Source organism: Armatimonadota bacterium (assembly GCA_031432545.1).
Lineage (GTDB): Bacteria > Sysuimicrobiota > Sysuimicrobiia > Sysuimicrobiales > Sysuimicrobiaceae > Caldifonticola > Caldifonticola tengchongensis.
On the sequence record JAVKGX010000004.1, the window covers coordinates 64617 to 89181 of the forward strand.

Here is a 24565-nt window from a genome sequence, read left to right on the forward strand (position 1 = left end):
GCTGCGTCCCTCACAATCCGAAGGCGCCCAGATACCATCGGAGGAGTTGTCGTCCCCATTCCATCGCCACAAACCCCCCGACCGCAAGCGCCGGTCCGAAGGGGATGTGGTCCTTGCGCTTCTTGATGCCGGTGGCCAGCAGCACGAGCGCGACCAACCCACCGATCAGCACACCCGCGAACAGGCCCACCCCGATCAGCGGCCAGCCCAGGAACGTGCCCATCATCGCCGCGAGCTTGACGTCTCCCCCGCCCATGCCTCCGCGGCTTGCCATCGCGATCAGCAACAACACGCCACCGGCACCCAGGCCCGCCGCCGCACCGGCCGCCATCCCCCAGGGTCCGTCGCGCAACCCGGAGAGCACCAGGCCCAGCGCCATACCCGGCAGCGTGATGCGGTCCGGGATGATCTTGTGCTCGAGGTCGATGAAAAACACCGCGACCAGCAGCACCCCGAAGACCGCACACGCCGCCCCCTCCCAGGTCAGCGCATGCCGCCAGGCGCAGTAGGCGAACAACCCGGCGACGAGGATCTCGACTACCAGGTAGCGAGGCGAGATCCGCGCGTCGCACGTCCGGCACCGCCCGCGCAGGGCGAGGAAACTCAAGATCGGAACGTTCTCCCACCACTCCAGCCGGCGGCCGCACGACCGGCACCTCGATCCCGGCAGGATCACCGACTCCCCTCGGGGGAGGCGGTGGATCAGGACGTTTGTAAAGGAGCCGAAGATGGCGCCGAAGACGAATGCCAACCCGGTCATATCAGCACCGGTCCCGCAATGCCGGCGGCGCCGATCCTTGAAAGCCCCTTGCCCCCTCCGTCGTCGGAGCAGAGAGGGTGACGCGGGCGGAGCGCAGGTCAGGGGGGCGCACAGGGTCCCGTCGCCGGACGGTGGCCCAGGGCGATCGCCTCCCATTTGATGAGGAAGAACGCGGCGCGCTCGATCCGCGGAAGCTGCGGGCAGCTCAGCCTGTAGATCAATCCGGTCGCGAGGTCCACCACCACGAAGTAGTCCGAGGCCCTAAACCTCGGGTCGGCCAGTGCCGGGAACGGCGGCGGCGTCGGGACTGCACCCGGCACCTGGACCGCCGGAACCAGCGGAGGGGGCGGCACCGCGCCCGCCCGGGCCAGCACCGCGAAGTCCTTGCTCAGCTCCATCAGTTTGGGCAGCAGCGCTTCGGCTGCGTCCCAGTCGCCCCGCGACTGGTAGAGATTGTAAAGCGCAAGGTACGCGTCCACGTGCTTTTCGTCCGCGGCGATCGCCGCCCGGAACTCCGACTCCGCCGTGCGGTGGTAGTCCGCGCCGTAGGCGATGCTCCCCACCCGCCACAGACGCCACGTCCAGTAGTACGCGTATCCGAGCCGGAACCGCGCGTCCGCATTGCGCGGGTTCGCCTGGGCCGCCGCGCGCAGCGGGGCTACGGCCTGGACGAACGCCGCATCGTTCGGGTAGGTCGCCGAGAGGTCGAAGGCAAGCGCCGTCCCGGCCAGCGCAATCGCCACCAGGGTTACCGCCCCCGGTATCGCCCACGCCCACCCGTGCGGTCTCACGTCTCCCTCCGGCTTCGCCGACCCCGACGACTCAGGTCCTGGGTTCCGTCAGCTTGGGCAGCACCCGCGGCGTGATGATGAACACGACTTCCCGGTTGCTGCGCTCGGTGATCTCCCGGCGGAACAGCCAGCCGATGATCGGGATGTCTCCCAGGATCGGCACCTTGACCACCCGGTGCCTCTCCTCGTTGCGGATCAGTCCGCCGATCACGATCGGCGTGCCGTCCTTGACGGTCAGAGTACTGGTCGCCTGGCGTGTGGTCTTCCCGACCGCGTTTCCGACCACGACCAGCGAACCGACTTCGGCCAAGATCCGCGTCGTGACAAACCCGTCCGGGTTGATCTTCGGCGTGATGTTCAGCTTCACGCCCGCGTCGATCGTCTGGATGATCGGTCGCCCTTGCTCGTCGAATCCCGTCACCACGGGGATCTGATCGCCGACGAACGTCTGAGCCGCCTGGCCGTCGCGCGTGACGATGCGCGGATTCGCCAGCACTCGTCCTCTCCCATCGCTCACCAGCAGCCGCAGCGCGGCAAAGAAATCGATCGTGGCCCCGATGTAAGGAGCCGTGAAGACCTGGCCAACCACGTTCCAGTCGAAGCCGAGATCCTTTAGCTGGTCGAGGTTAATGTCAACGACCGTCGCCTCGACGAGCAGTTGCTGGATCGGTACGTCCACGATCGCCAGCAGCTGCTGGATGCGCTGGTGGTCACCCTCGGTCGCCGTGACGATCAGCGCGTTGTTCGGGTAGTCGATGCTGATCTGCGGGGTCGACGGCCGGAGCTGCTCGGTGAGCAGGGTGCGGATCTCCGCCAGCGGATCGCGTGCCGGCTGGCCTGACTCACCGCGGTTGATGTCGGCGGCGAGCCACTTCAACGGATACACGCGTGTGGAGAGCGCGACGACCGGGATCTGCACGTCGAGCTGAGCGATGATGCCGGCGATCAGCTGGTGCTGTTCGCGCGTCGCGACCACGATTAGCGTGTTCGTGCGCTCGTCGACCACGATCGGCGTCCTCTCCACTACCTGCGCGGTGGTCACGACCTGGACCTGGCCGGCTGGGCCGATCTGCTGCTGCTGAGCCGGTCGGATTCGGCCGAAGACGAGGGCTTCGACGCGATCCCTCACGTCGGCGGCGCGCGCGTGGCGCAACCGATAGTATCGGATCTCGACCTGCTGCTCCGCGATCCGATCCGCCGGCCCAACCACGATGCTCCGGCCCACCCGGGCCCACGCCAGTCCAAGTGGTCGTGTCAAGAGGTCCAGCGCTTCCTCCAGCGTCACGCCGACGAGCCTGATCGTGACGCGCCGATCCGCAGCTTCCGGCGCCACCACGATGTTGAGGTTCGACAGGCGCGCCAACGCAGCCAGGACGTCGGACATCTTCGCGTCCCGGAATTCCAGTGTGAACCGCCGCGTGGGTACGGGGGTTGCCTGAGCGGCGGGCTGCGCTTGGGCGACGGGCTGGGTCTGCCCCATGGGCGCGCCGGCTTGGGCGGACGCGGCCGGGTGGGAGGCGCCTGTCGCCGGACTCAAGACCGCGACGACCACCGCCCGGTTTCCGTCCGCGGTTTGCACCGTGTACGACCGGCTGACGCTGAGTTCCACGACCACGCGGACCGTGGTCTCGTTGAACTGCCCGACGCGGACGCGGGCCACATCGCCCTTCCGGTAAGCGAGTTCTCCGGCCGAAAAGCCCAGTCGGGCCCCGAGGATGTCGACGACGACCATCGTGTCGGGTTTCCCGGACCAGTCGGCCAGCCGGTAGCGGACCGCGCCCGTGGCCAGGATCGCGATCTGCACCTTGCCGACGAACTCCTTCACCGTGACGTCCGTGACGGTCACGAGCGCTGCAGCCGCGGGCTGTGCCGGGATCACGAGCACCGCCGCGAGCAGGCCCGCCGCGGCCGCAACCGCCAGGCGACCCGGAGTACGGCTTGCACGTGCGCGGCGCCTGTTCATCGCTCCTCCCCACCTCCCAGCTCCAGCTCCAACCGTGTCTCCCCCTGCCGCAGCACTACTCTCTGCGCCGTGATCTCGATGACCCTGAAGCCTTCCACGATGTCTCCGACCTTGACGATGTAGGTCGTTCCACCGATGTCCAAGATCGCCATCCGCTCGCCGTCCTGGATCAACACCCCCGCCACCCGAGCCGGCGGCCGCGGCGGTCCCGGGGTCGCGGCCAGGCCGGGCCCGGTTCCGGTGGGCACCCCGGGCGCCGGGGGCCCAGGGAAGAACGGCGGAGGCACGGCCGGAGGCGGCGGCGCAGCCGGCCGCGGCGCCGCCGCGGCCTGCGGTGGCACCACCAGCGGCACAAACGGGTTGCCGCGGCCCACCGCCCTCGCTGGCAGTTCCACGCCTGCCTGGACCCCGGACGGGGGCTGCGGGGTCGACGTCGCCTCTGCGACCGGCGGCGCCGGCGTGGCGGCGACCGGGGGGGGCGGTTGCGGCGGTCCGCCCGTCGGTGGAGGAGCCAGCACCCGCGTGTAGAGGTAGTAGCCGACCAGCACCGCCAGGATCACCAGCAGGTAAGGCATAACCCGGCTCTGCTGCTGTCTTGGTGGGCGGGCACTCATCGGCTCACCGCCTCAGGAAGCACATAGGTCGTCGCACGCACCGTCAACGCCAGCAGTTGCCCCGCCGGGACCCCCTGGGCTGCCGTCGGCGTGACCCTTACGTCCGACAGCACGAGCAACCGGGGGAAGTCCTGCAGGCGCTCCAGGAAGTCAACGAGCGCCGCGTAATTCCCCTCGGCTCCCAGTTCGACGCTGAACGTCTGATACTGGATCTGTTCGGGCTGCTGTCGCTGCCCCGCCGGTGCCGTACCGGTCTGCAGAGGACCCGGGCGGATCAGGGTGATCGTCGCCTGCGACTCCCGGACCGTTTGCTCCAACTGGACCAAAAGAGTGGGGATCTCGCGGGCGGACGGCAGTTTGGTCTCGAGTTCTGCGACCCGGGCCCGGGTCTCGTTGAACTCCCGCTCCACCTCGGGCCCCTCCGCCACGAGGGCTTCCAGGCGCTGGCGCTCGGAGGCGACCCGCTCGAGTTCGGCTTCCAGCCGACGCGCTTCGGCCTGCTGCGGCTGGTAGAAGAAAAAGTAAAAGCCCGCGACCATCGCGATCACGATGACCGCGAACACCAAGAACCACTCGCGCGGCCGCAGGGTCATCGCGTGCCCCCCGTGTCCTCGGCCGAAGCCCGGGCCCTGGGGGACCCCTCCAGCTCGGCGGTCAGCGTGAACCTGCTGACATTGCGCTGTCCGATCGCCTGTCGCTCGCTCACTGAGAGGTCCACGTTTCGGAAGTACGGCGACTGCTCCAGGTTCACCATGAAGACAGCGACGGACTCGTTGTTGGCCGTCGTCGTCCCGTCCACCTGGACCGCGCGTCCGCCCTGCACCGAAAACGCCGTCAGCCACGTGTCCTGCGGGATCACCTGGCTGAGGTCACTGACCGCCTCTGCGGCGGGGATCTGAGAGGCGAAGAACTGCTGGATCAAGGTCTCGCGCCGGCGCAGCGACTCCACGGCGCGCTTCATCCGCTCGACCTCAGCAGCCTGGGGCCGGATGCGCTCGATCTCCGCGTTGTGGTCGGCGATCTGACGGCGCAGATCGGCCATGCGTCCTTGCAGGACGATCCCGTAGACCACGAGCCCGACCGCGACCACGAGCACCACCAGCAGACCCCATCCGACCGGTCCCAGTCCGGGACGCCGCTTGCGCTCGGGTGCGAGCAGGTTGATCCGGATCGTCATGGCTCGGCTCCCCTCAGCGCGAGGCCGACCGCGGCCGCGATCACCGGCCCGCTGCCTGCTGGCGCGTGATCTGCGGGCATCGCTACCAGCACGTCTCCGACTTCCACGGGCAGCCCCAGTTCATCCGCAAAGAGCGCCGGCAGGTTGGGCATCCTGGCGGTTCCCCCGACGAGGATCGCCTTGCGAACCCTGTCGCTTCCGCGGGACTGAAAGAACTCCACGGAACGCCGGATCTCCGTCACCATGTCCCCGATCACGGGGGCAACCGCCTCGACCACCCTGGCGGCGGTCGGGTCCTCGGGTACCCCACGGCCCAGCGGGGCGACGGCTTTTTCTTCCTTAACGACCTGTGCCGCCGTGGGTTCCAGGTCCAGGGCTGCGGCCACGGCGCGCGTCAGCATGTTGCCACCCACGGGCACGCTGCGCGACAGGCGCAGCCTTCCGTCGTGCACGACGATGACGTCGGTGGACTCCGCCCCCAGGTCGGCGATCAGGAGCGCGCCGTCGCTGGTTTCCTTCTGAAAGGCGCGCATCAGCGCAAAGGAGGTGACCTCCATCACCTCGGGGGTGACGCCCGCCTGCCTCATCACGTTCACAAACCCGTCGACGACGTCCCGCCGAGCTGCGACGAACAGCACCTCCGTGCGCTCCCGCTGCCCCTGCTTCGCCCGCTCGAAGACGTGGTAGTCGACGGCGAGGTTCTCGCCGGACACCGGCAGGTAGCGCTCCGCTTCGAACCGGACGGCCTGCGCGAGCTCTTCGTCCGGCATCCCCGGCAACTGGATCTCGCGGACGACGACTGCCTTGCCGCCCAGCGCGGTGTTCACCCTCCGGTTGCGGATCCCCGCCTGCTGGAAGGCCGCGGAGATGGCGTCTTTGAGGGCCTCGGTGTTGGCGACCGCCCCTTCCAGGACGGCCCCGTACGGCGTGGGCACGACTGCGGCGCGGGCGATGCGGAAGTCCCGGCTGGCCCTGGCGACCTCGGCGACTTTGATCGTGCTGCTTCCGATGTCGAGTCCTACCACTGTACCGGCCATCCGGCCTCCCCTCGGTCAGCCAGAACGGGTGCCTATCTTGATGTGAAAGTTCGGTCAGGACTTGCTTTGCACTTGCTGTGCCGGAAGCACGTTCGGTATCCCGATCACCGATTCCTGCAAGATCGGCTGCGAATCTCTCAGGATCCTATGCCCAACTTCCGGCTCCCCTAGTCCCGACCGACAGGATATTGGGCCCAAACCTGCTCACCACGCCCGCCTCAGAGGATCTCCCGCCAGTTGGTGATGATGACCGACGGCTTGCCCCCCTCCAGGAACGTCCCGACGGCCGCCGGCAGAAAGTCCTTGAGGCCCGCCACCTGGCAGAGGTCCACGTTCTGCTCAAACTCGAGGGCATTGGCGATGACCTGACCGTAGATCTGGGCATCCTTGGTCAACCGGATGCTGTTGCGGGCGATGAAGCTTCCCTGGAGCTCCTGGCTTGCGGCGTTGCCATTGAGCCCGAACGTCACGCTTCCCTTCACCGCGAACGCCAGTGCGTCGAGGCGTGGAAACCGGTTCGAGTTGCTCGTGGAGGTGCACACACCCGCCGCGCTGCGCGATCGGATCATCTCCGATACGTCAAGCGCAGGGTTGGTGCAGCCCTCGCAGCCTACGGCGATGATGCTCGCGTCGCCCTCCGACTCCCCCGCCGTGCTGGCGGCGTCCAGATTTGGGTTGTCGTCGACCTGATAGAAGACGTCCCGGCTGTTTCCCATGCTGACCTTACCCGGGACGTAGATCCGCTGACCAGCCGCGACAAACAGAACACCCCGGAGCCCGGTGCTGACATTGTAGCCCATGTAGTAGGCAGCGCAACTCTGCAGGATCGTCTGCAACTGGGCCCTGTTGGGGCTCGGATGGCCGGGAGCGCTTTGGCAGTCCGCTTCCCTTCCGATCTTGGGCAGCCTCAACGCGTCCGCGCCGAAATCCAGGTTTGCGTTGTCCGCGGCCGTCCAGCCGGAGCCGCTGTACCGGAACATCCGCAACCGAGTGCCATCGGACGTCAGCGCGTTGGTGCGGTTCGCCTTCAGCCCGTCCACGAACGATCCGACGTCTTCCAGTTGAATGTCGGGCACCTTATCGTCCATGAACCGCGTGCAGATCTCCGGCCCCGGGGTCCCGCAGTCGTACGGCTGGTTGCCGCTGATGATGATGCGTCCACCGATATGTACACCCTCCATGGGCTGCGTTGAGGTCCCGAGCTTGGGATTGCCGTTCAGGTCCAGATTGCCGCAGATGAAGGTCTGGTTCCGATAGGGCTCCGTCTCGCCGACGTTGAGCGGCCGGTCGTTGAGTTGAAAGGAGTTGCCGTGGAACAGCCAATCCTGACGCATGTAGACGGACCCGCGGATCCGCCACGTGCCGTTGCCCGAAACCTGGGCATTCACGCTCGTGCTCGAGTAGACCGCGAAATCGGCCGGATACAGCCGGTGCGCGGTGAACGTGAACCCCCGGGTGGCGCGGCCCACCCGTCCGATGACGCGCAGGTTGATACGGTCCTTGGAGCGCCCGGTGGTCTCGTAGGTCACGATGAACCGAGGGTTGCCGGGCGGGACAGCCGCCGGCGGATTCGGAGACGGCACCGCGCCGGGTCCCCCAGGGGTGCTCGAGTCGATGCACCGGCCGGTGCCTCCGCCACCTCCGCTCCCGCCTCCGGGCGCCACCCCCACGGGGTCTTCCCACGTCGGATACGGCATCCCCTCGGGATAGTCCGTCGGCCCCATGCACCTGCCACTCATCAGGTCGAACAGCACGGGTCTGCCCGCGTCTGTGCCGCACCGCCCGGTCGCATCGATCCCCGTGCCGTCCGTGGTCCAGTCAGTGTCCAACCGGAGCGAGGCGACGGCCCTAGAAGCTGCGGCTTCGGCCACGTAGAACGCGCGCGCGGAGTCTTCGCCGGCTTGCACGGAGAGCGTCTCCGTCATCGCCGCCGCCACGAGCGCTACGGAGACCAACAACATCACCACGATCGTGATCAGCGCGATCACGAGCGCGACGCCCGACTCCGACCCGATGACCGGGCCGATCGACTGCCTCAATCTCATACCGCGTGTGCGACCTGAGATTCTCATGGGCTCAGCACCAACCTTGGAGTCGCCTGTGTTCGCAGGACCAGTACCTCGCCCGCCCTGCCGCTCACCAACTCGAGTCGGATCTTCACGCGGAAGATCCGACCGAGGTTCGTCGAGGATACGCTGCCCGTGCAGGGTTCCGTTCCCCCGTTGAGCGGTTGGTCCTTTACGTCGTAGTAGCAGAAGTTGATCCCCGTGACCGTGATGATCCCCACCTCTTCGACGACGGTCAGCGGACGAACGGCCTCCGGCGTCGTTGCCCCGAGGCTGTAGGTCCTCTCGATCAGCCGGCCACCGTCTACCAGGTACTCGTACTCCTTGACCGGCGTACCGCAAGGACCAACGGAAGCGGCAAACCGAATCAGACTCTCATTGATGTTGCCACCCGGTGGGTTTCGGAAGATCGGAAGCACCGGAGCGGCTCCGCACACTTCCGGTTGTCCTCCGAGCCGGATCCTGCGGGTGATCCACTCCAGGGAGTGGCGCGCGTTCTGCTGGACGCCGACGCGATGCTGTCCCGTGGCCCACGTCTCCAGCATCGCCCGCAGGGTCACGAACATCCCCGACAGCACGACCGCGATCATCGCCAGCGCGATGAGCAACTCCACCAGTGTCAGCCCCGCCTCTCGGGCGGGCCCGGCTCGTCCCGTATCGGTTGCAGGCGCTTTCATTGCTTCACCATGCTCGTCTGACCCGAGACGAACGGCACGGCATCTGTCGCGCTGCGAAACAGGTCCACTCTGGCAGCCAGCGTAATGATGTCGATGCTGCAGTTCGAAGTGCACTGCGGATTCAGTTTCTCAAAGGTCTCGACGTACAGTGTGATCACGGCCTTCTCGAAGGTATCCGGCAGGGGCGTCTCCCCCGGCAACTGCGTTCCCGGGGTAATCGTGCGCCGGCGGGTGCTGCCGACGGTGGTCCACCCCGCCGGCGGCGTGGGGCTCGTGAAGATGGTCACCAGCGACCCAAACCCTTGCGACTTCAGGTATTCGAGTTCGGCCTGCAACCACTGGGAGGCGATCGTCTTTGCCCGCGCGGCCCGCTCGGCCTGCGCGGTCCTTGCCGTCCCGACCTGCGCCACGGTCCTCGTCACCACCTGCATGCTGGCGAGCAAGACGACGACGACCAGCGTGACCGCCACCACGACCTCGAGCATGGACAGCCCGGCCTGGCTCCGTGGGACTGCCGTGAATCGGTGAGCGCGCCTCATCACCCGCCCCCTCCGGGGCACGGTGCACCTGGCGGCGGAACGGTAACCAGACCCGCCGAGCCCACGCATACCCTCCGCGTGTGGGTGCCGCCCGAGACGGTGACGCGGAAGCCCGTGCAGTCCGCCCCGGTACAGGTGGGATATGGCGAGCCCGACGGCACGAAGACGATGGCGTCCCCCGGGGTGGTCTGTACCGTCACTCCCACTGGGTAGTCGTGGGAGCTTAGCAGGATTCCGTAGCCAGCCAGCTGGGCCGCGGTCGGACTCTGACAGGCGAACCCCGCTCCTTCCGGCACGACGTACACGCCGGCGCGCATCGCCCCGAAGGCCACCCCCACGCACTTTGCCTCCGCAGACTTCGCGACAGCCGCCTGCTGGGCGACCCGGATGTCCGCAGCCAGCTCCCGCGTGACGTTCTGAACCCGGCGCTCCATGATCACCCGCTGGTAGGCGGTGAAGGCGACTGTCAATAAGATGGCGAGGATCGCCATGACGAACAGGAGTTCGATCAACGTGAACCCCTGCTCCCAATCGGGTCGGCTGGACCGCAGCGGTTTGATGCCCCGACCTCCCCTTACCCGCGCCGCGCTTCTACACGGATTCGAAAACTTACCCACTTTCTGCGTCCGCGAAGCAGTTCCTGCGACCTCACGGCCAATTCAACCGCGACCCGACAGACATTTGCTGAGCAAGATCAGTGCCACCCGCTTATACGAGTCGGCTCGCCACCAGACCCGTCCGTTCCTGATCGGGCTATGCGAGGGGCGCGGGGCCCGCCATGGCCCTGGGTTCGGCGAACGCCTGCTGCTGGATGGCCTCGAGGACGTCGGCGAGCGCCCACGCGGTCTCAAGCGAGGTCAGGCAGACAATGCGCCGCTCGGCGGCTGCCCGCCGGATCCGGAAACCCAGTCGGGAAGGGTCGTACCCGGCGGAGGGGACGTTGACCACCGCGCTGATCTCGCCGGCGCGGATGGCTCCCACCGCATCGGCGTGGGACACCGGCCGGCACGGGATGCCCGCGCGCTGCAGCGCCGCGGCGGTCCCCGGCGTCGCCCGCAGGTCGACCCCCAGACCGAGCAGCCGCCGCGCGAGCCGCACGGCCTCGCGGTGACCTCGGGGCGGAACCGACAGCAGCACGTCCCCCGCGGTCGGCAGCGCCATGCCCGCGGCCAGGAACGCCTTGTACAGCGCGGCCGCAAGCGTGCGGTCCACGCCGATCGCCTCCCCGGTGGACCGCATCTCCGGGCCCAGCGCGACCTCCGCCCCGCCAAGCTTCTCGGACGAGAACACCGGCGCCTTGACCGCCACCTGACGCGGCGGCGGCAGGTGGTACACGCCAGGAAAGCCCAAGTCCGCCAGCGTCGACCCGAGCATCACGCGCGTGGCGATCTGCACCAGCGGGACGCCCAGCACCTTGCTGACGAATGGGACGGTGCGGCTGGCGCGCAGGTTGACCTCCAGCAGGTAGACGCGGTACCCCCAGACCACGAACTGGGCGTTGAGAAAACCCCGCACGGACAGTGCGCGGTTCAGCGTCTGGAGGATCTGGGAGATGCGATCGGCGATCTCCGGGCTCAGCCGCGGCGCCGGGAAGATCATCATGCTGTCGCCGGAGTGGACGCCGGCGCGCTCCACGTGCTGCATGACGGGCGGCAGCAACAGGTTCTCGCCGTCGGCGACCGCGTCCACCTCGAGTTCGGTCCCCTCCAGGTAGGCATCGATGAGCACCGGATGCCGCGGGTCGATCGCCAGCGCCTCGCGCACGATGGCGCGCAAATCGGTGTAATTGTGGACGATCCGCATCCCCCGGCCTCCCAGTACGTAGGAGGGCCGGACAAGCACCGGAAGCCCGATGCGCTCGGCGAGCACGTCTGCCTGTTCGACCGACCGCACCGCACCGCCCGGCGGACGCAGGATCCCCAGGCATTCCAGCAGAGTGTCGAACTTAAGGCGGTCCTCGGAGGTGTCCAGGCTCTCCACGGGAGTGCCGAGCACCGGGACGCCGGCCCGCGCCAGGGGCCCGGCCAGGTTCAGCGCCGTCTGCCCTCCGAACTGCACCAGGACGCCGACCGGCCGCTCGTGCTCGACGACGTTCAGGACGTCCTCCGGGGTCAGCGGCTCGAAGTACAGCCGGTCGGAGATGTCGAAGTCGGTGCTTACGGTTTCCGGGTTGTTGTTCACGATGACGGCCCGCAGCCCCGCCTCGCGCAGCGACCGCACCGCGTGGACGGTGCTGTAGTCGAACTCGATCCCCTGGCCGATGCGGATGGGGCCCGATCCCAGCACGACGGCGCACGGGCGGGGGTCCGGGGTTGCCTCGTCTTCCTCTTCGTACGTGCTGTAGTAGTAGGGAGTGGCGGCGGGGAACTCTCCGGCGCAGGTGTCCACCAGTTTGTAGGTGGGACGGATGCCGGCGGCGCGGCGCCGCTTCTGGACCGCATCCTCCTCGCATCCCCACAACCGTGCGATCTCGACGTCGGACAGCCCCACCGTCTTGGCCTCTCGCAGCGCCGACTCGGAGTGATCGTGCAGCAGCCGGCGCTCGGTGGCCACGATCCGCTCGATCTCCCACACGAAGAAAGGATCGATCCCGCTGGATGCGGCGATCCGGCGAGCGTCCGCGCCCCGCCGCAGCAGCTCCGCCACCGCCCACAGACGGTCGTCGCTGGGCATTTCGACCCGCGCCCACAGGTCAGCCTCCGAACACGCCGCCAGGTCCGGATGCCACAGCCCTCGGTTGCGCGACTCCACAGAGCGCGCCGCCTTGAGCAACGCCTCGGTGAACGTGCGGCCGATGCCCATGGCCTCCCCGGTGGATTTCATCTGGGTGCCCAACCGGCGGTCGGCGTCGGCGAACTTGTCGAACGGCCACCGCGGGATCTTGACGACGACGTAGTCGAGTGCGGGTTCGAAGCAGGCCACCCCACGCGTGATGGGGTTTTGGATCTCGTGCAGCCGGTATCCGATCGCGATCTTGGCCGCCACGCGCGCGATCGGATAGCCGGTGGCCTTGCTCGCCAGCGCGCTGCTGCGGGACAGGCGCGGGTTCACCTCGATCACGTAGTAACGCTCGCTGCCGGGGTCGAGCGCGAACTGGACGTTGCACGCGCCCTCGATCCCCAGCGCCCTCACGATCGCGATCCCCGCGCTGCGCAGCATCTGATGATCGCGGTCGCTCAAAGTCAGGCTGGGCGCCACCACGATGCTGTCTCCGGTGTGCACGCCCATCGGATCGATGTTCTCCATGTTGCAGATCGTGATGCACGTGTCCCCGCCGTCGCGCACCACCTCGTACTCGATCTCCTTCCACCCCTCCAGCGATCGCTCCACGAGGACCTGAGCGATGGGGCTGGCGGCGATGCCGCGCGCAGCCAGCGCGGCGACCTCCTCGAGCGAGCGGGCGAGCCCTCCTCCGGTGCCGCCCAGCGTGAATGCCGGCCGGATCACCACCGCGCCTTCCAGCGCTCGCGCGAACTCCACGGCCTGCTTTGGCGTCGAGGCGATCGCGCTCTCGGGCACCGGTTGCCCGATGCGGACCATCGCCGCCCGGAACCGGTCGCGGTCCTCGCCGTCGCGGATCGCCTCCAGGGGGGTGCCCAGGACCTCCACCCCCAGACGGTCGAGCACGCCCCGCCGATCCAGCTCGGCGGCCAGATTCAGGGCCGTCTGCCCGCCCAGCGTCGCCACGATCCCCTGCGGTCTTTCCTGTTCCAGCACGCGCGTGAGGAACTCCGGGGTGAGCGGCTCGAGGTAGACCCGGTCGGCCGTCTCCGCGTCGGTCATGATCGTCGCGGGATTGCTGTTGACCAGGACGACCTCGATGCCTTCTTCGGTCAGCGCGCGGCACGCCTGCGTGCCCGAGTAGTCGAACTCGGCGGCCTGGCCGATGACGATCGGCCCCGACCCGATGACCACCACCTTGCGCAGGTCCGGACGCCGCGGCATCAGGCAGGCTCCGGCGCGCGAACCGAGTGGACCATCTGCAAGAACGCGTCGAACAGGTCGCGCGAGTCGCGCGGCCCAGGGCTGGCCTCGGGGTGGAACTGGACGGCGAACAGAGGGAGTGCCACGTGGCGCAACCCCTCGACGGTCCCATCGTGCAGGTTCCGGTGCGTGACGCTTAGACCCGTCCCGGCCAGCGACGCCTCGTCGACGGCATACCCGTGGTTCTGCGTCGTGATCCGCACGCGGCGGCCTTCGGTTTCGATAACCGGGTGGTTCGAACCGCGGTGGCCGAACGGCAGCTTGAACGTCCGCGCCCCCGCGGCCAGCGCCAAAATCTGGTTGCCCAGACACACTCCAAAGATGGGCAGGCGGCCCCACAGCGATCGGACCTCGGCCGCGATCGATCGCAACCGCGCGGGATCGCCGGGCCCGTTGCTGATCACCAGCCCCTCCGGCGACAGCGCTGCGATCTCCGATGCGGTAGCGGTGGCGGGGACCACGATGACCTCACACCCACGGGCGTGGAGTTCCCGGACGATGCCCATCTTCAGCCCGCAGTCCACCACCGCGATGCGCGGTCCACCACCGGGCACCACGAAGCACCCCGGCGGCGTCACCTCTGCGACCAGGTCGACGTCCCCCACGTCCGGGGCGGCTGCCGCGCGGGCTGCGAGCAGCGCGGGGTCGGCGTCACCGGTCATCATCACCCCGCGCTTGAGCCCCCCGCCGCGCAGGTGGCGCACCAACTTGCGCGTATCGATCCCGCTCAGCCCCACCACGTTCCAGCGCCGCAGGTAGTCGCCCAGCGCCACGGAACCCTGCCAGTGCGACGTGTACGGGCTCGCCCACCGCACCACGAACCCCCGCAGGAAGGGTCGTCGGGACTCCGCCCAGGCCGGGTCCAACCCGTACGTGCCGATCATGGGAAACGCCATCACCACGATCTGCCCGGCGTACGAGGGGTCTGTAAGGACTTCGGGGTATCCGGTCATGCTGGTCGTGAACACCACCTCGCCTGCGGCCTCGCCTTCCGCCCCGACCACCCGGCCGCAAAAGGCCGTCCCGTCCTCCAGCACCAGCCACCCCCGCCGCCAAACCTCCTCCGGAGTCGGAGGACCGGACGGCGCATCTGCCATTTGCATGTTCATGCACATTATCGTATCATTATGCATCCCCGGGCACAACGAAGGCCCGCGTCCACAGGACGCGGGCACACCGAGCGACTGCCACCGTATTGGCCGCCATGGCTCCCTCCCGGAGAGCCTTAATGGTGTCTATCGCACAACTGTATCAGGTCAGCCCGGCCGATGCAAACCCTCCCCACCCGCTGCGCCCGCGCCGCACCATCCGAGCACGATCGCCCCCGCCGCGACCGCGGCGGTCTCCGTGCGCAGGACGAGCGGCCCGAGACCGCACAGCGTGGCCACCTCCCGCAGGGCATCGACTTCGCGCTCCTCGAACCCGCCTTCGGGGCCGACGAACACCCCGATGTCCCAAGCGCGATCTGCCTGCGCCAGCGCCCGCAGGATCGGGACGCCTCCGCCCTCCCATAGGGCCAGGCGCACCGCGTGCCGACGGAACCGCTCCAGCGCCGCGGCGAAGTCCACGGGCTCGCAGACTTCGGGGATCTGCGCGCGCCGCGACTGCTTGCAAGCCTCCGACGCGATACGCCGCCAGCGGTCCAGGCGCGCTCCTCGCTTCACGCTGCGGCCCGCGAGCACCGGTACGAACACCGACACCCCCACTTCGGTGCCCATGCGGACGATGTGGTCCATCTTGTCCGCCTTGGGCAGACCCTGGTACAGCGTCAGCCGATACGGGAGGGTCACCGCCGGGCGCTCGGAGACCACGCGCGCCACGATCTCGTCCCCGGCGACCGCCACCACCTCGGCCTCCCACTCCGCCCCTCGGCCGTCGAAGGCCACGAAACGGTCCCCTCCGCGCAGCCGCAGGACGTGGACGGCGTGGTGCGCCTCTCCTCCCTCCACGCGCAACAGATCCGCAGCGATCGGGTGCCGGATCACCAGCAGACGGTGCATGGACATCAGCGGACGGTCGTCGCAAGACGGTCGGGGCTTTGGGCCGAGCACACCACGCACCGCCACTCGCCCTCTGCCAGTTCGCGGTCCACGGACAGGCCGGCACGCGAGACTGCGCTGAGGACCGGTGTCAACGACGATGCGACGATGCCCGAAGCGACGAAGCGGCCGCCCGCTCTCAGCCGCCGTACGACCTGCGGGGCGGCCCGCACGATAGCCGGCGCGACGATGTTCATCAAGATGAGGTCGGCGCGGACGCGGACCCCGCGCAACAGATCCCCTGCCCTGACCGTCACTCGCTCGGCCACGCCATTAGCGCGGGCGTTGGCCGCGGCGATGCGGCAGGCCAGCGGATCGTTGTCGATCGCCACTACCCTGCCGGCCCCGAGCCGTGCCGCGGCGATCGCGAGGATCCCCGAGCCCGTCCCGACGTCGAAGACCGTCTCGCCCCCGCGCACACACTCCGCCAGGGCCTGCAGGCATAGGCGAGTCGAACCGTGGAGCCCGGTCCCAAACGCCATCCCGGGATCCAGGACCAGCGGCACCTCTCCGGGGGCCGGTTGCGCCCGTTGCCACGGCGGGCAGACGAGGAAGCGGCCGACCCGGAACGGCCGGAAGTGTTTCTTCCACGCCTCCGCCCAGTCGGTGGCGGGAATCGTCCGTACCGTCACGCGTGCCGGGGACGGGTCGAGCCCGAACGCGCGCAGTGCACGCACGCGGCCCCGGACCGCGGACGCGCGGCCGACCGCACCCGATGGAACGTAAGCGGTGAGCCGGACGTCCCCGTCGGCATGCTCCTCGACGTACCCTCTGCCCAGGTCCAGGAGGATCGCGCCGACCGCCTCGGCCGCCTCTTCGCCCGTGACCACCGAAACTTCCAGCCAGCGCATCCGATGAACCGGCGAGGCCTGTCGCTGCCTGCGGATCGGGGTCACTGCAGCAGGTCCTTCACCTTGTCCACGATCCTCCGGCGCCCGGGCTGGATGTGCTCGCCGCGGACCCTGGCAAACTGCAGGAGGGCGCGGCGCTCCTCGCGGCTCAGTTGCCGCGGGATCTCGACCTTCCATCGAACGTACAGATCTCCGCGCCGACCCTGCAGGTCCGGCATCCCCTTCCCGCGCAGCACCGCCACGTCTCCGGGTTGGGTCCCCTGGGGAATCGTCACCCTCTCCGGCCCGTCGAGCGTCGGGACCTCCACCGTGCCGCCCAGGGCTGCCTGCACCATGGTGATTGGGATCTCCGCATACAGGTGCTGCCCCCGCCGCTCGAAGAGCGGATGCGGCGCGATGTGGATCACGACGTAGAGGTCGCCCCGCCCGCCTCCGCGCAGGCCGGCCTCCCCTTCGCCCGCCAGGCGCAGCCGCATGCCGTCTTCGACCCCCGCCGGAATTCGCACGGTCAGCGTGCGCTCGACCTCGGCGCGGCCGGTTCCGCGGCAGCGCCGACAAGGATTCCGCACGACGCGTCCGCGGCCTCCGCACTGCCGGCACGTCGACACGTGGGTGAAGTGCCCAAGCAGCGTGCGCTGCCACGTCCGGGTCTGGCCGCTGCCGCGGCAGGTCGGGCAGACCTCCACCCCGCCCCCGGCCTCCGCGCCGGTGCCGAAGCAGTGGGGGCAGGTTTCCAGGCGCGCGACATCGATGTGTCGCTCCGCACCGTGCGCGGCTTCCTCCAGGCTGATCTCCAGGTCGTAGCGCAGATCCGAACCGCGCTCGGGGCCCGGCTCGCGGGCAGCCCCTGTGCGCACCCCGCCGAAAAATGCATCGAACAGGTCCTCGAACGGGCTGCCGAACCCGAAGTCGAAGTCGCGCGTGCCGGCTGCGGTGACGGTCCCGAAGCGGTCGTACTGCGCCCGCCGCTCCGGATCGCTGAGGACCTGGAAGGCCTCGTTGATCTCCTTGAACCGTTCTTCGGCCTGAGGGTCCTCGCGGCGCACGTCGGGGTGATACTCACGGGCGAGGCGCCGGTACGCCTGCTTGATCTCCTCAGCAGAAGCGTTTCGGGGAACGTTGAGGACCTGGTAGTAGTCGCGCGCCATGGCTTCGGATCGAGTCGGTTCCGCGCGTGTTGGATTGCGGCGCGCTCACTCCTCGCGGCTCAGTCTGTCGCTGAGCGTACGCGCAAGGTACCTCACCATGCCGATCATTCTACCGTACGGCATCCGCGTCGGTCCCACGACGCCGAGCACGCCGACGGGCTGTCCGCGGACCCAGTACGTCGCACACACGATGCTGCAGTCGTGCATCTCGCCCACGGGGTTTTCGCGCCCGATCCTCACGTCGACATCCCCACCCTCCGGCCGCAGGACGGAGCGCAGCGTGTCTTGGCGGTCCAACACCGACAGAACCGGTTGTGCGCGCCGTACGTCCTGGAACTCGGGTTGCTTGAGTATGTAGGACATGCCCTCGACGAAGACCCGCCCCGCATGCTCGCCCACGTGGCGCACCAGCGTCGCGCCGAGCTCGCGCACAAGGGCCCGGCGGTGCGACGCGTGGGCGACGAGTTGCTCCAGCCGCGCGGCCGTGATCTCCGTGATCTCCGGGAGGGTGCGTCCGACAAGCCAGGCGCTGAGGATCCGTGACAGTTCGTCGAGTTCCTCCGGCGCCGTACCCGCAGGCAACTGCAGGACCGCCCCTTCGATGGGGCCTGCGTCCGTCAGCACAACGACCAGCGCCCTGTCCGGCGCAACCGGGACCAAGTGGAGGTGGCGAAACCTTCGACGGTCCGCCGGCGGGGTGCTGGCCAGCGCCGGATACTCGCTCACCGACGCAAGAGTACGAGCCGCTTCCTGCGCCGCCCGCTCCACCTCCTCCGCCCGCTGCAGCCGTCGCCGAATCCGTTCGCGTTCCGCCGCCGTCAGCCGCTGCCCGCTCGGCACTCCGGCCGCTTGCGGCTCGCCTCGGACCCGTGTGCGGTCCGGCGCTGGAGCCTCGATCCTTTGACGGCCCAGCATCACATCGACGTACAGGCGATATGCGCGATCCGTCGGCACGCGGCCGGCGGAGGTGTGGGGCTGGCGCACGTAATCCATCTCCGTTAGGGCGTGCAGTTCGTTGCGGATCGTGGCCGGGCTGACCTCCAGCCGGTAGCGTTCGTACAGCGCTTCGGAGCCCACTGGTTCCGCAGACAGGATGTGCTCGTGGATCACCGCCCACAGGATCCGCTGCTTGCGCGCGTCCAGGGTGTGCTGCGCTTGCATCCTGCCACCGCCCTTAGCACTCGCAAGCACAGAGTGCTAATCCACGCCCACCGTAGCATCCGCCGCCGCGACCGGTCAACGGGAACGGTGCGCCGGGCCTCACGGTGCCCCTGGGACCGGGGCGCGCCGCCGGAACAGGTCCACCACCACCCTCAGCTCCTCCGCTCGCAGCAGCGCGCTGGCCGCCAGGTACACCAGGCCCGCGCAGCCCAGGGAGAGCACCAGCTGGACGCCCTGGCCGACCAGGTGGGCGGGGTCGACGAGTCCCGCGCTGACCCGGCTCACAGCCCAGGCCACCGCCGCCATCGCCGCCCCGGCCAGAAGCGCCCGCCCGGCGCTCGCTCCGACGCGCCTTCCCTCCAGCGACCCCACCCGCCGCCGCAACAACCAGAACAGGATCGTCACGTTCACCGTCACCGTAATGGAACTGGCCAGGGCAACGCCGACGTGGCCCGCAACCTGCATCAACGACCACACCAGGACGGCGTTAAGCGGGATCATCGCGGCGCCGACGCGGACCGGAGTGACCATGTCGTGCAGTGCGTAGAAGACGCGCGTGACGATGTAGTAGCACGCGGTGGGGACGAGCCCCAGCCCGTAGGCGGCCACCGCCCAGGCCACCGCCGCGGTGGCCTGCGGTGTGAACTCGTACCGTTCAAACAGGATGCGCACGATCAGATCGGGCATCGCCAGCACCACCGCCAGCACCGGCGCGGTCGTGAAGATCGCCGCGCGCAACCCCAGCGACGCCGTCCGCCGCAGCGCCGACAGGTCGCCGCTCCCCGCGTGGCGGGACAGCAGGGGGAAGATGGCCGTGGCGATGGAGATCGCGAAGAAACCGATCGGCGCCTGCACGACCTCGTACGCGTAGTCCAAGACCGCCACCGCGTTGACCGCCTGGGTCCCGGGCAGAAACGAAGCGAAGAATCGTCCGACGTACGCATTGATCTCCACGACCGCCAGGCCGAGCATCGCCGGCAGAGCGAGCCGGGCAACCTCCCGCAGCGCCGGGTGGTGCAACTCCAGCCGCGGCCGGTAGCGAAAGCCCAGGCGTGCGGCCGCTGGCAGCTGGACGAAGAACTGCAGTGCCGTCCCGACCACCCATGCGATCGCCAGGCCGTGGATCCCCACCCGCGGTCCGAGGAGCAGTGTGCCGCCGATGATCCCGAGGTTGAACACCAAAGGAGCGAAGGCCGGCACCGCAAACGACTGGTGGGACTGCAAGTACCCTGTCATGAACACCGACAGGGCCAAAAACAGCATCGCCACAAAGACGATCCGTGCCAGCGAGACCGTCAGATCCACCAGCCCCGGAGAGGCGACGAATCCCGGGGCGGCAAGCGGGATGACAAACGGTGCCGCGACCTGGCCGATCAAGACCATCCCCAGCCCCACGAGGATCACGAGGGTCAGGAGGTTGTCGGTCACCCGCTGGGTCTCCTCGGTGTCTCCTCGCGTCAGATAGCGCGTGATCGTGGGAATGAAGACGATGCTCAGTGTGCCGCCCAGGAGGAGGCGCTGCACGAAGAACGGAACGTAGTAGGCGATGACGTAGGCTCCCTTCGCCTCGCCGGCGCCGAACAGAGCAGCCACCACCACTTCGCGCGCCACGCCCAGCACACGGCTGGCCAGCGCCGCCACGGCCATAACCGCCGCGGCCCGTGCGATCCGCCGGGTGGGGGTCCCTTGCTCTGCCAGCGGCTGCGACGCCACACCACGCCCCTGGCCGCCCGCGCCAGCGAGCGACCGGGCCACGTGCCCACACGCGATGGGAACCCGTGGACGGCCCGGAAACTGCACGGCGCGGCGGTCCCGAATATGGTACAATGCCTTCTGGCCCAGCGGCACACCGCGCCGCGAACGCGCGAGAAAGGTCGGCGCCGGCAAGGAGGAGCAGTGGCCAAACGCATCCGTTCGGGGCTCAAGAGGTTGCGTCAGAACGCCCGACGTGCCCTGCGCAACCGCGCTGTCCGCTCAAAGGTGAAGACGCTGACCAAGCGGGCGCGGACGTCCGGTGAGGCGGCTGCGGTCGCAGCCGCGGTCAAGGCGCTGGACAAGGCCGCGGCCAAGGGGATCCTGCACAAGAACGCCGCGGCGAGACGCAAGTCGAGGTTGATGAAGGCGGTGGCCGCGGGCGAAGGCTAGGCCGCCCCACCCTCAGGCCATCCTCGCTCCCCACCCCGCCCCGCACAGCCTGACGACCAATCCTTCCAGCGCCGCGCGTGCGCTCGCGGGCGAATTCTTCAGCGCGAGGTCCGTTCGCTCGATCTCCCGGTACAGGCCTGCCAGATCGACCCCCCGCAACCGGCGGATTTGATCCCGGTACCGTCCGTACAGCCACGCGCGGTTTCCCAGCGCGGCTCGGACCCGGTCGGGGGCGGCATGCTGTTCGGCCAACGCCCCGGTCGCGAGCAGCGCCCGAAAGTGGCCCGCCAAAAGGGCGAGCAGGCCGATGGGATTCTCCGAGGACAGCAACGTGTCGAGTGTGCGCAGCGCGTGGCCGACGTCGCCTTCTCCCACGGCGTCGACGATCGCGAACACCGAGACCTGCACCCCGCGGTACGCCACTTCCCTCACGTCGTCCGTCCGGATGGTCTCCCGATCGCCCGTGAACATGACGAGCTTGTCGATCTCTCCGGCCAGGTCCCGTAGCCCCGTGCCCACCACGTCCACCAGCGCGCGCGCGGCCTCCGGCTCCAAGCGCTTGTCCAAAGACTGGGTCCGCCGCATCGCCCATGCGGCGGCCGCCTGGCTGTTCAGGGGTTCGAACTCCTGGATCCGAGCCACCTTCCGCAGCGTCGCGTACAGCCGGCGCCGGCGGTCGAGCGAACGAGCCACGAGGACGAGGACGGACGGCGGCGGTCCCTGCTCGAGGTAGGCGGCCAGTCGCTCCTGCGAAGGTATAGGCAGCCGCTCCAGCCCCCGGACCACCACGACGCGCGCGCTGCCGAAGAACGACATCGTGTCCGCGCGTGTGATGATCTGTACGACGTCGGTCTCGCCGGCGTCCAGGCGGTCGAGGTTCAAGCTGCGTTCCTCGGGAGGCAGGTGCGCGTCCACCAGGCGATGGACGGCTTCATCCACCAGCCAGTCTTCTTCGCCCAGCAGCAGGTGGACACGGTGGGATTCGAAGACGGTACTCCCGGTCCGCCGCGCCAAGGATCGGGCGCCAGGGGTTGAGCCCCGACCGGACTCCGTCCGCCGGCGGCGCGGCGCCCGGTCGCGCGGCGGGGTCATTCGTCCGCCAGCCGGTCGAGGATCTGGTCGACTTCCCGCCGGACCGGATTGGCCACCAACCGCACCGCGATCTCGACCCCGCTGCCCTCCGCGGCCTGGTGGGGAAGGACCGCACGGGGCAGGAACGCCGCATCTCCTCCGTCCAGGAAGATCACGGCCACCTCCTCCTCGATGCGGTCGACGACACCGCGGCGGGTTACCTTGCCCTCATCGTGCGTACCCATACACCCCTCCCGTCCGTCGTCACGGCCACCGCGCCGTCTCGGTCGGTACGGTAGAGCGCCACGTTCCGGCGCGCGTAACGCGCCAGCACATCGGGGTGCGGATGGCCGTAGCGGTTGCCCTTCCCCACCGACAGCACCGCAACCTCGGGCCGCACCGCGTCCAGGAACGCCTCGCTGCTGCTCGTGCGGCTGCCCTGGTGCGGGACCTTCAGCACGCGGCTGCGGATTGCCTCTCCCATCACCACGAGTGCACCCTCCGCCACCTCCTCGACATCCCCGGCGAACAGGAACGCCACCTCGCCGTACACCAGACGCAGCACCACGGAGTTCTCGTTGGCGGCCGACCTTCCTCCGACGAAAGGCCGCAACGGCCACAGGACGTGCGCGGTGACGCCCCGACCCAGCTCCACGGTCATCCCACGTCTTGCGACCCGGTACGGAATGCGCCGCGACTCGACTTCCAGCAAGAAGTCGCGGTACACCGGCGTCGGGTGCGGGTAACCGGCGTCCAGCACCGCTCCCACCTCGAAGTTCTGGAGTACGGAGACAACTCCTCCCACGTGGTCGGCGTGCGGATGGCTGAGCACGACCAGATCGACCTGGCGGGCGCGGCGTCGCAGAAACGGCACCACCTGCCGCCCGTCCGGACCGCCGTCGATCAGGATCGTGCGGCCACCGGGTGCTTCCACCCAGATCGCGTCACCCTGGCCGACATCCAGGAACGTCACCTCCAACGTCGCGTCACGGCCCGGCAGCGCGTGCGACCACACGCAGCCGGCCACCACCAGCGCTGCGAAGACCACCGCTCTGTGAGGTCTCGGACCGCCGCGCAGCGCCCGCCCTGCCAGGGCCAGGCCCGCCACGGCGGCGGCGACCGCCCAGGGTGCGGGGCGCGGGACCGGAACGGTCGCGCCGGGCAGGCCGGAGACCAACATGGCGACGCGGACCAGGTAGGCGCACGCGGGCTCTGCGATCCAGGCCAGTGGCAGCGCCAGCGGCGCCCACACCGCGCCCACGACCCCGGCCGCGATACCCAGCGGCACAACCGCGGCCACGACCGGCAACGCCAGCAGGTTTCCGAGCAGCGCGTGCGGTTGGATCTGCTGGAAGTTCCACACCAAGATGGGCATCACGGCGAGGTTGGCGCCGGCCGTTGCGGCGACCGTCGTGCGGACCGAACCGGGCAGCCGCGCCAGCCGCTCTGCGATCGGAGGGGCGAGATGGATCAGCCCCCACGTCGCGGCGAACGACAGTTGGAACCCCAGGTCCCACAGCAGAGCCGGGTTGGCCACCAGCAGAACCGCGCCGGCCAGAGCGAGGCTCGTGTAGCCGTCACCCTCCCGCCGCCACCCGGATGCCGCCACCGCCAGCACCGCCATCGCGGACGCGCGCGCCATCGACGGCTCCCAGCCGCAGACGAGTGCGAACGCCAGTACGCCGGCCAGGGTCGCAGCACTTCGCACCCACCTGCGCATTCCGCGCAGCACCAGGTGTAGCGCGCCGGCGACGATCGCCAACTGCGCGCCCGACGCGACGAGCACGTGCAGCAGCCCGGCGTCGCGGAATGCGCGGTTCAGATCGGGGTCAGACAGCGGGATCCCGAGCACCAGGCCGGACAGCAGCGCGCCGTACGGCGGCGGGAGGACCTCTTCGTAGACCGATCGCAGAGCACGGCGGGCGGCCGCCGCCGCGCGCAAAACCGGGTATCCCGCAGCCGGCTCCACGATCTCGACGCGTTCGGCGTACAACCGCGCGCGGACCTTGTACCGTGCGAGCCTGCGGGCCGGATCGGGCTCACCGGGGTTGCGCGGCGCGGGCAGTTCGGCGACCCGACCGGTCGCGCGCACCCGGTCGCCGACCCGGACCTCCGCGCCGCCGCGCGTGACGACCTGCAGCCGGCCCCTTCGGACCTGTGGAAACTCTCGGGCCCGTTCGACGTGGACGACAACCCGTTCGTCGGTGGCCGCCACGATCCCCTCCACCGTGGCGCGCAGCCCCACCAGAGACGCGGCGTCGTCGGGGCCCACCGGACGGGCCGCATGCGCGTGCAGCGCCGCGCCCACCGCCGCCGCGAGCACCACCAGCGCCAGGGATCCTGCCACCGTGGACCGGCAGACCAAAGCCGCCGCCACCCCGGCCGCTGCGAAGCCGAAGCCGACGATCCCCCACGCAGGAAGGGACAGGTACGACGCGCCGGCGATACCGGCAGCGAGCGCGACGCTGGCCCACACCAACGGTCGGCGCACTCTCCCTCCGCGGCACCAAAGGTCCCGAGGAGCAAACGGGAGCCGACCCGA

The 24565-nt window shown here is 69.2% G+C and carries 22 protein-coding genes; 1 reads left to right on the top strand and 21 read right to left on the bottom strand.

What is annotated here, in order from left to right; all coding sequences use genetic code 11:
* Positions 1-10: 10 nt before the first annotated feature.
* The 18 genes from QN163_05905 to murJ all read right to left on the bottom strand — a co-directional run bounded on the left by QN163_05905 (position 11) and on the right by murJ (position 20655).
* Positions 11-760 (bottom strand): prepilin peptidase, encoded by a 750-nt coding sequence (locus QN163_05905; protein MDR5683544.1) that lies wholly within the window; start codon positions 758-760, stop codon positions 11-13.
* A 98-nt stretch (positions 761-858) separates the two neighbouring features.
* Positions 859-1551 (bottom strand): hypothetical protein, encoded by a 693-nt coding sequence (locus QN163_05910; protein ID MDR5683545.1) that lies wholly within the window; start codon positions 1549-1551, stop codon positions 859-861.
* Between the two features lie 31 nt (positions 1552-1582).
* Positions 1583-3514, bottom strand: coding sequence for a secretin N-terminal domain-containing protein (locus QN163_05915; protein MDR5683546.1), 1932 nt, complete (start codon positions 3512-3514; stop codon positions 1583-1585).
* Complete coding sequence (locus QN163_05920) at positions 3511-4128, bottom strand: hypothetical protein (GenBank protein ID MDR5683547.1); 618 nt, start codon at positions 4126-4128, stop codon at positions 3511-3513. The genes QN163_05915 and QN163_05920 overlap by 4 nt, the downstream gene beginning before the upstream one ends.
* The gene (gene pilO, locus QN163_05925) at positions 4125-4721 is read right to left on the bottom strand and encodes a type 4a pilus biogenesis protein PilO (GenBank protein ID MDR5683548.1); all 597 of its coding nucleotides are present in this window, start codon (positions 4719-4721) and stop codon (positions 4125-4127) included. The genes QN163_05920 and pilO overlap by 4 nt, the downstream gene beginning before the upstream one ends.
* Complete coding sequence (locus QN163_05930; protein MDR5683549.1) at positions 4718-5305, bottom strand: PilN domain-containing protein; 588 nt, start codon at positions 5303-5305, stop codon at positions 4718-4720. The genes pilO and QN163_05930 overlap by 4 nt, the downstream gene beginning before the upstream one ends.
* Positions 5302-6342: a type IV pilus assembly protein PilM gene (gene pilM, locus QN163_05935; GenBank protein ID MDR5683550.1), complete on the bottom strand. Its 1041-nt coding sequence runs from the start codon at positions 6340-6342 to the stop codon at positions 5302-5304. Before pilM ends, QN163_05930 begins: the two co-directional genes overlap by 4 nt.
* Before the next feature lie 218 nt (positions 6343-6560).
* Entirely contained in the window at positions 6561-8381 is a 1821-nt protein-coding gene (locus QN163_05940) for a hypothetical protein (GenBank protein MDR5683551.1), read from the bottom strand.
* Between the two features lie 29 nt (positions 8382-8410).
* The gene (locus QN163_05945; GenBank protein MDR5683552.1) at positions 8411-9085 is read right to left on the bottom strand and encodes a prepilin-type N-terminal cleavage/methylation domain-containing protein; all 675 of its coding nucleotides are present in this window, start codon (positions 9083-9085) and stop codon (positions 8411-8413) included.
* Positions 9082-9624 carry a hypothetical protein gene (locus QN163_05950; GenBank protein ID MDR5683553.1) on the bottom strand — a complete coding sequence of 181 codons (543 nt, stop codon included), beginning with the start codon at positions 9622-9624 and terminating at the stop codon, positions 9082-9084. The genes QN163_05945 and QN163_05950 overlap by 4 nt, the downstream gene beginning before the upstream one ends.
* A complete protein-coding gene (locus QN163_05955; protein ID MDR5683554.1) occupies positions 9624-10241 on the bottom strand; it encodes a GspH/FimT family pseudopilin in 618 nt (205 codons plus the stop codon). Before QN163_05955 ends, QN163_05950 begins: the two co-directional genes overlap by 1 nt.
* Before the next feature lie 136 nt (positions 10242-10377).
* On the bottom strand, positions 10378-13569 hold the full coding sequence (gene carB / locus QN163_05960) for a carbamoyl-phosphate synthase large subunit (GenBank protein MDR5683555.1): 3192 nt from the start codon (positions 13567-13569) through the stop codon (positions 10378-10380).
* Complete coding sequence (gene carA / locus QN163_05965; GenBank protein MDR5683556.1) at positions 13569-14717, bottom strand: glutamine-hydrolyzing carbamoyl-phosphate synthase small subunit; 1149 nt, start codon at positions 14715-14717, stop codon at positions 13569-13571. Before carA ends, carB begins: the two co-directional genes overlap by 1 nt.
* A gap of 147 nt (positions 14718-14864) precedes the next feature.
* A complete protein-coding gene (locus QN163_05970) occupies positions 14865-15614 on the bottom strand; it encodes a 16S rRNA (uracil(1498)-N(3))-methyltransferase (protein MDR5683557.1) in 750 nt (249 codons plus the stop codon).
* The gene (prmA, locus tag QN163_05975; GenBank protein MDR5683558.1) at positions 15614-16498 is read right to left on the bottom strand and encodes a 50S ribosomal protein L11 methyltransferase; all 885 of its coding nucleotides are present in this window, start codon (positions 16496-16498) and stop codon (positions 15614-15616) included. Before prmA ends, QN163_05970 begins: the two co-directional genes overlap by 1 nt.
* Before the next feature lie 41 nt (positions 16499-16539).
* Positions 16540-17646: a molecular chaperone DnaJ gene (gene dnaJ, locus QN163_05980; GenBank protein MDR5683559.1), complete on the bottom strand. Its 1107-nt coding sequence runs from the start codon at positions 17644-17646 to the stop codon at positions 16540-16542.
* A 45-nt stretch (positions 17647-17691) separates the two neighbouring features.
* The gene (locus QN163_05985; protein MDR5683560.1) at positions 17692-18807 is read right to left on the bottom strand and encodes a heat-inducible transcriptional repressor HrcA; all 1116 of its coding nucleotides are present in this window, start codon (positions 18805-18807) and stop codon (positions 17692-17694) included.
* A 99-nt stretch (positions 18808-18906) separates the two neighbouring features.
* Positions 18907-20655 (bottom strand): murein biosynthesis integral membrane protein MurJ, encoded by a 1749-nt coding sequence (murJ, locus tag QN163_05990; protein MDR5683561.1) that lies wholly within the window; start codon positions 20653-20655, stop codon positions 18907-18909.
* Positions 20656-20703: 48 nt separating this feature from the next.
* On the opposite strand from murJ, the gene rpsT reads away from it, so the two are divergent.
* Complete coding sequence (gene rpsT, locus QN163_05995; protein ID MDR5683562.1) at positions 20704-20952, top strand: 30S ribosomal protein S20; 249 nt, start codon at positions 20704-20706, stop codon at positions 20950-20952.
* A gap of 12 nt (positions 20953-20964) precedes the next feature.
* Here rpsT and holA read toward each other — a convergent pair whose 3' ends face one another.
* The 3 genes from holA to QN163_06010 form a co-directional block, all read right to left on the bottom strand.
* Positions 20965-21966, bottom strand: a complete 1002-nt coding sequence (gene holA / locus QN163_06000) for a DNA polymerase III subunit delta (protein MDR5683563.1) — start codon at positions 21964-21966, stop codon at positions 20965-20967.
* A gap of 74 nt (positions 21967-22040) precedes the next feature.
* Positions 22041-22268 carry a hypothetical protein gene (locus tag QN163_06005; protein MDR5683564.1) on the bottom strand — a complete coding sequence of 76 codons (228 nt, stop codon included), beginning with the start codon at positions 22266-22268 and terminating at the stop codon, positions 22041-22043.
* The gene (locus QN163_06010; GenBank protein MDR5683565.1) at positions 22241-24514 is read right to left on the bottom strand and encodes a DNA internalization-related competence protein ComEC/Rec2; all 2274 of its coding nucleotides are present in this window, start codon (positions 24512-24514) and stop codon (positions 22241-22243) included. Before QN163_06010 ends, QN163_06005 begins: the two co-directional genes overlap by 28 nt.
* Positions 24515-24565 lie beyond the last annotated feature (51 nt).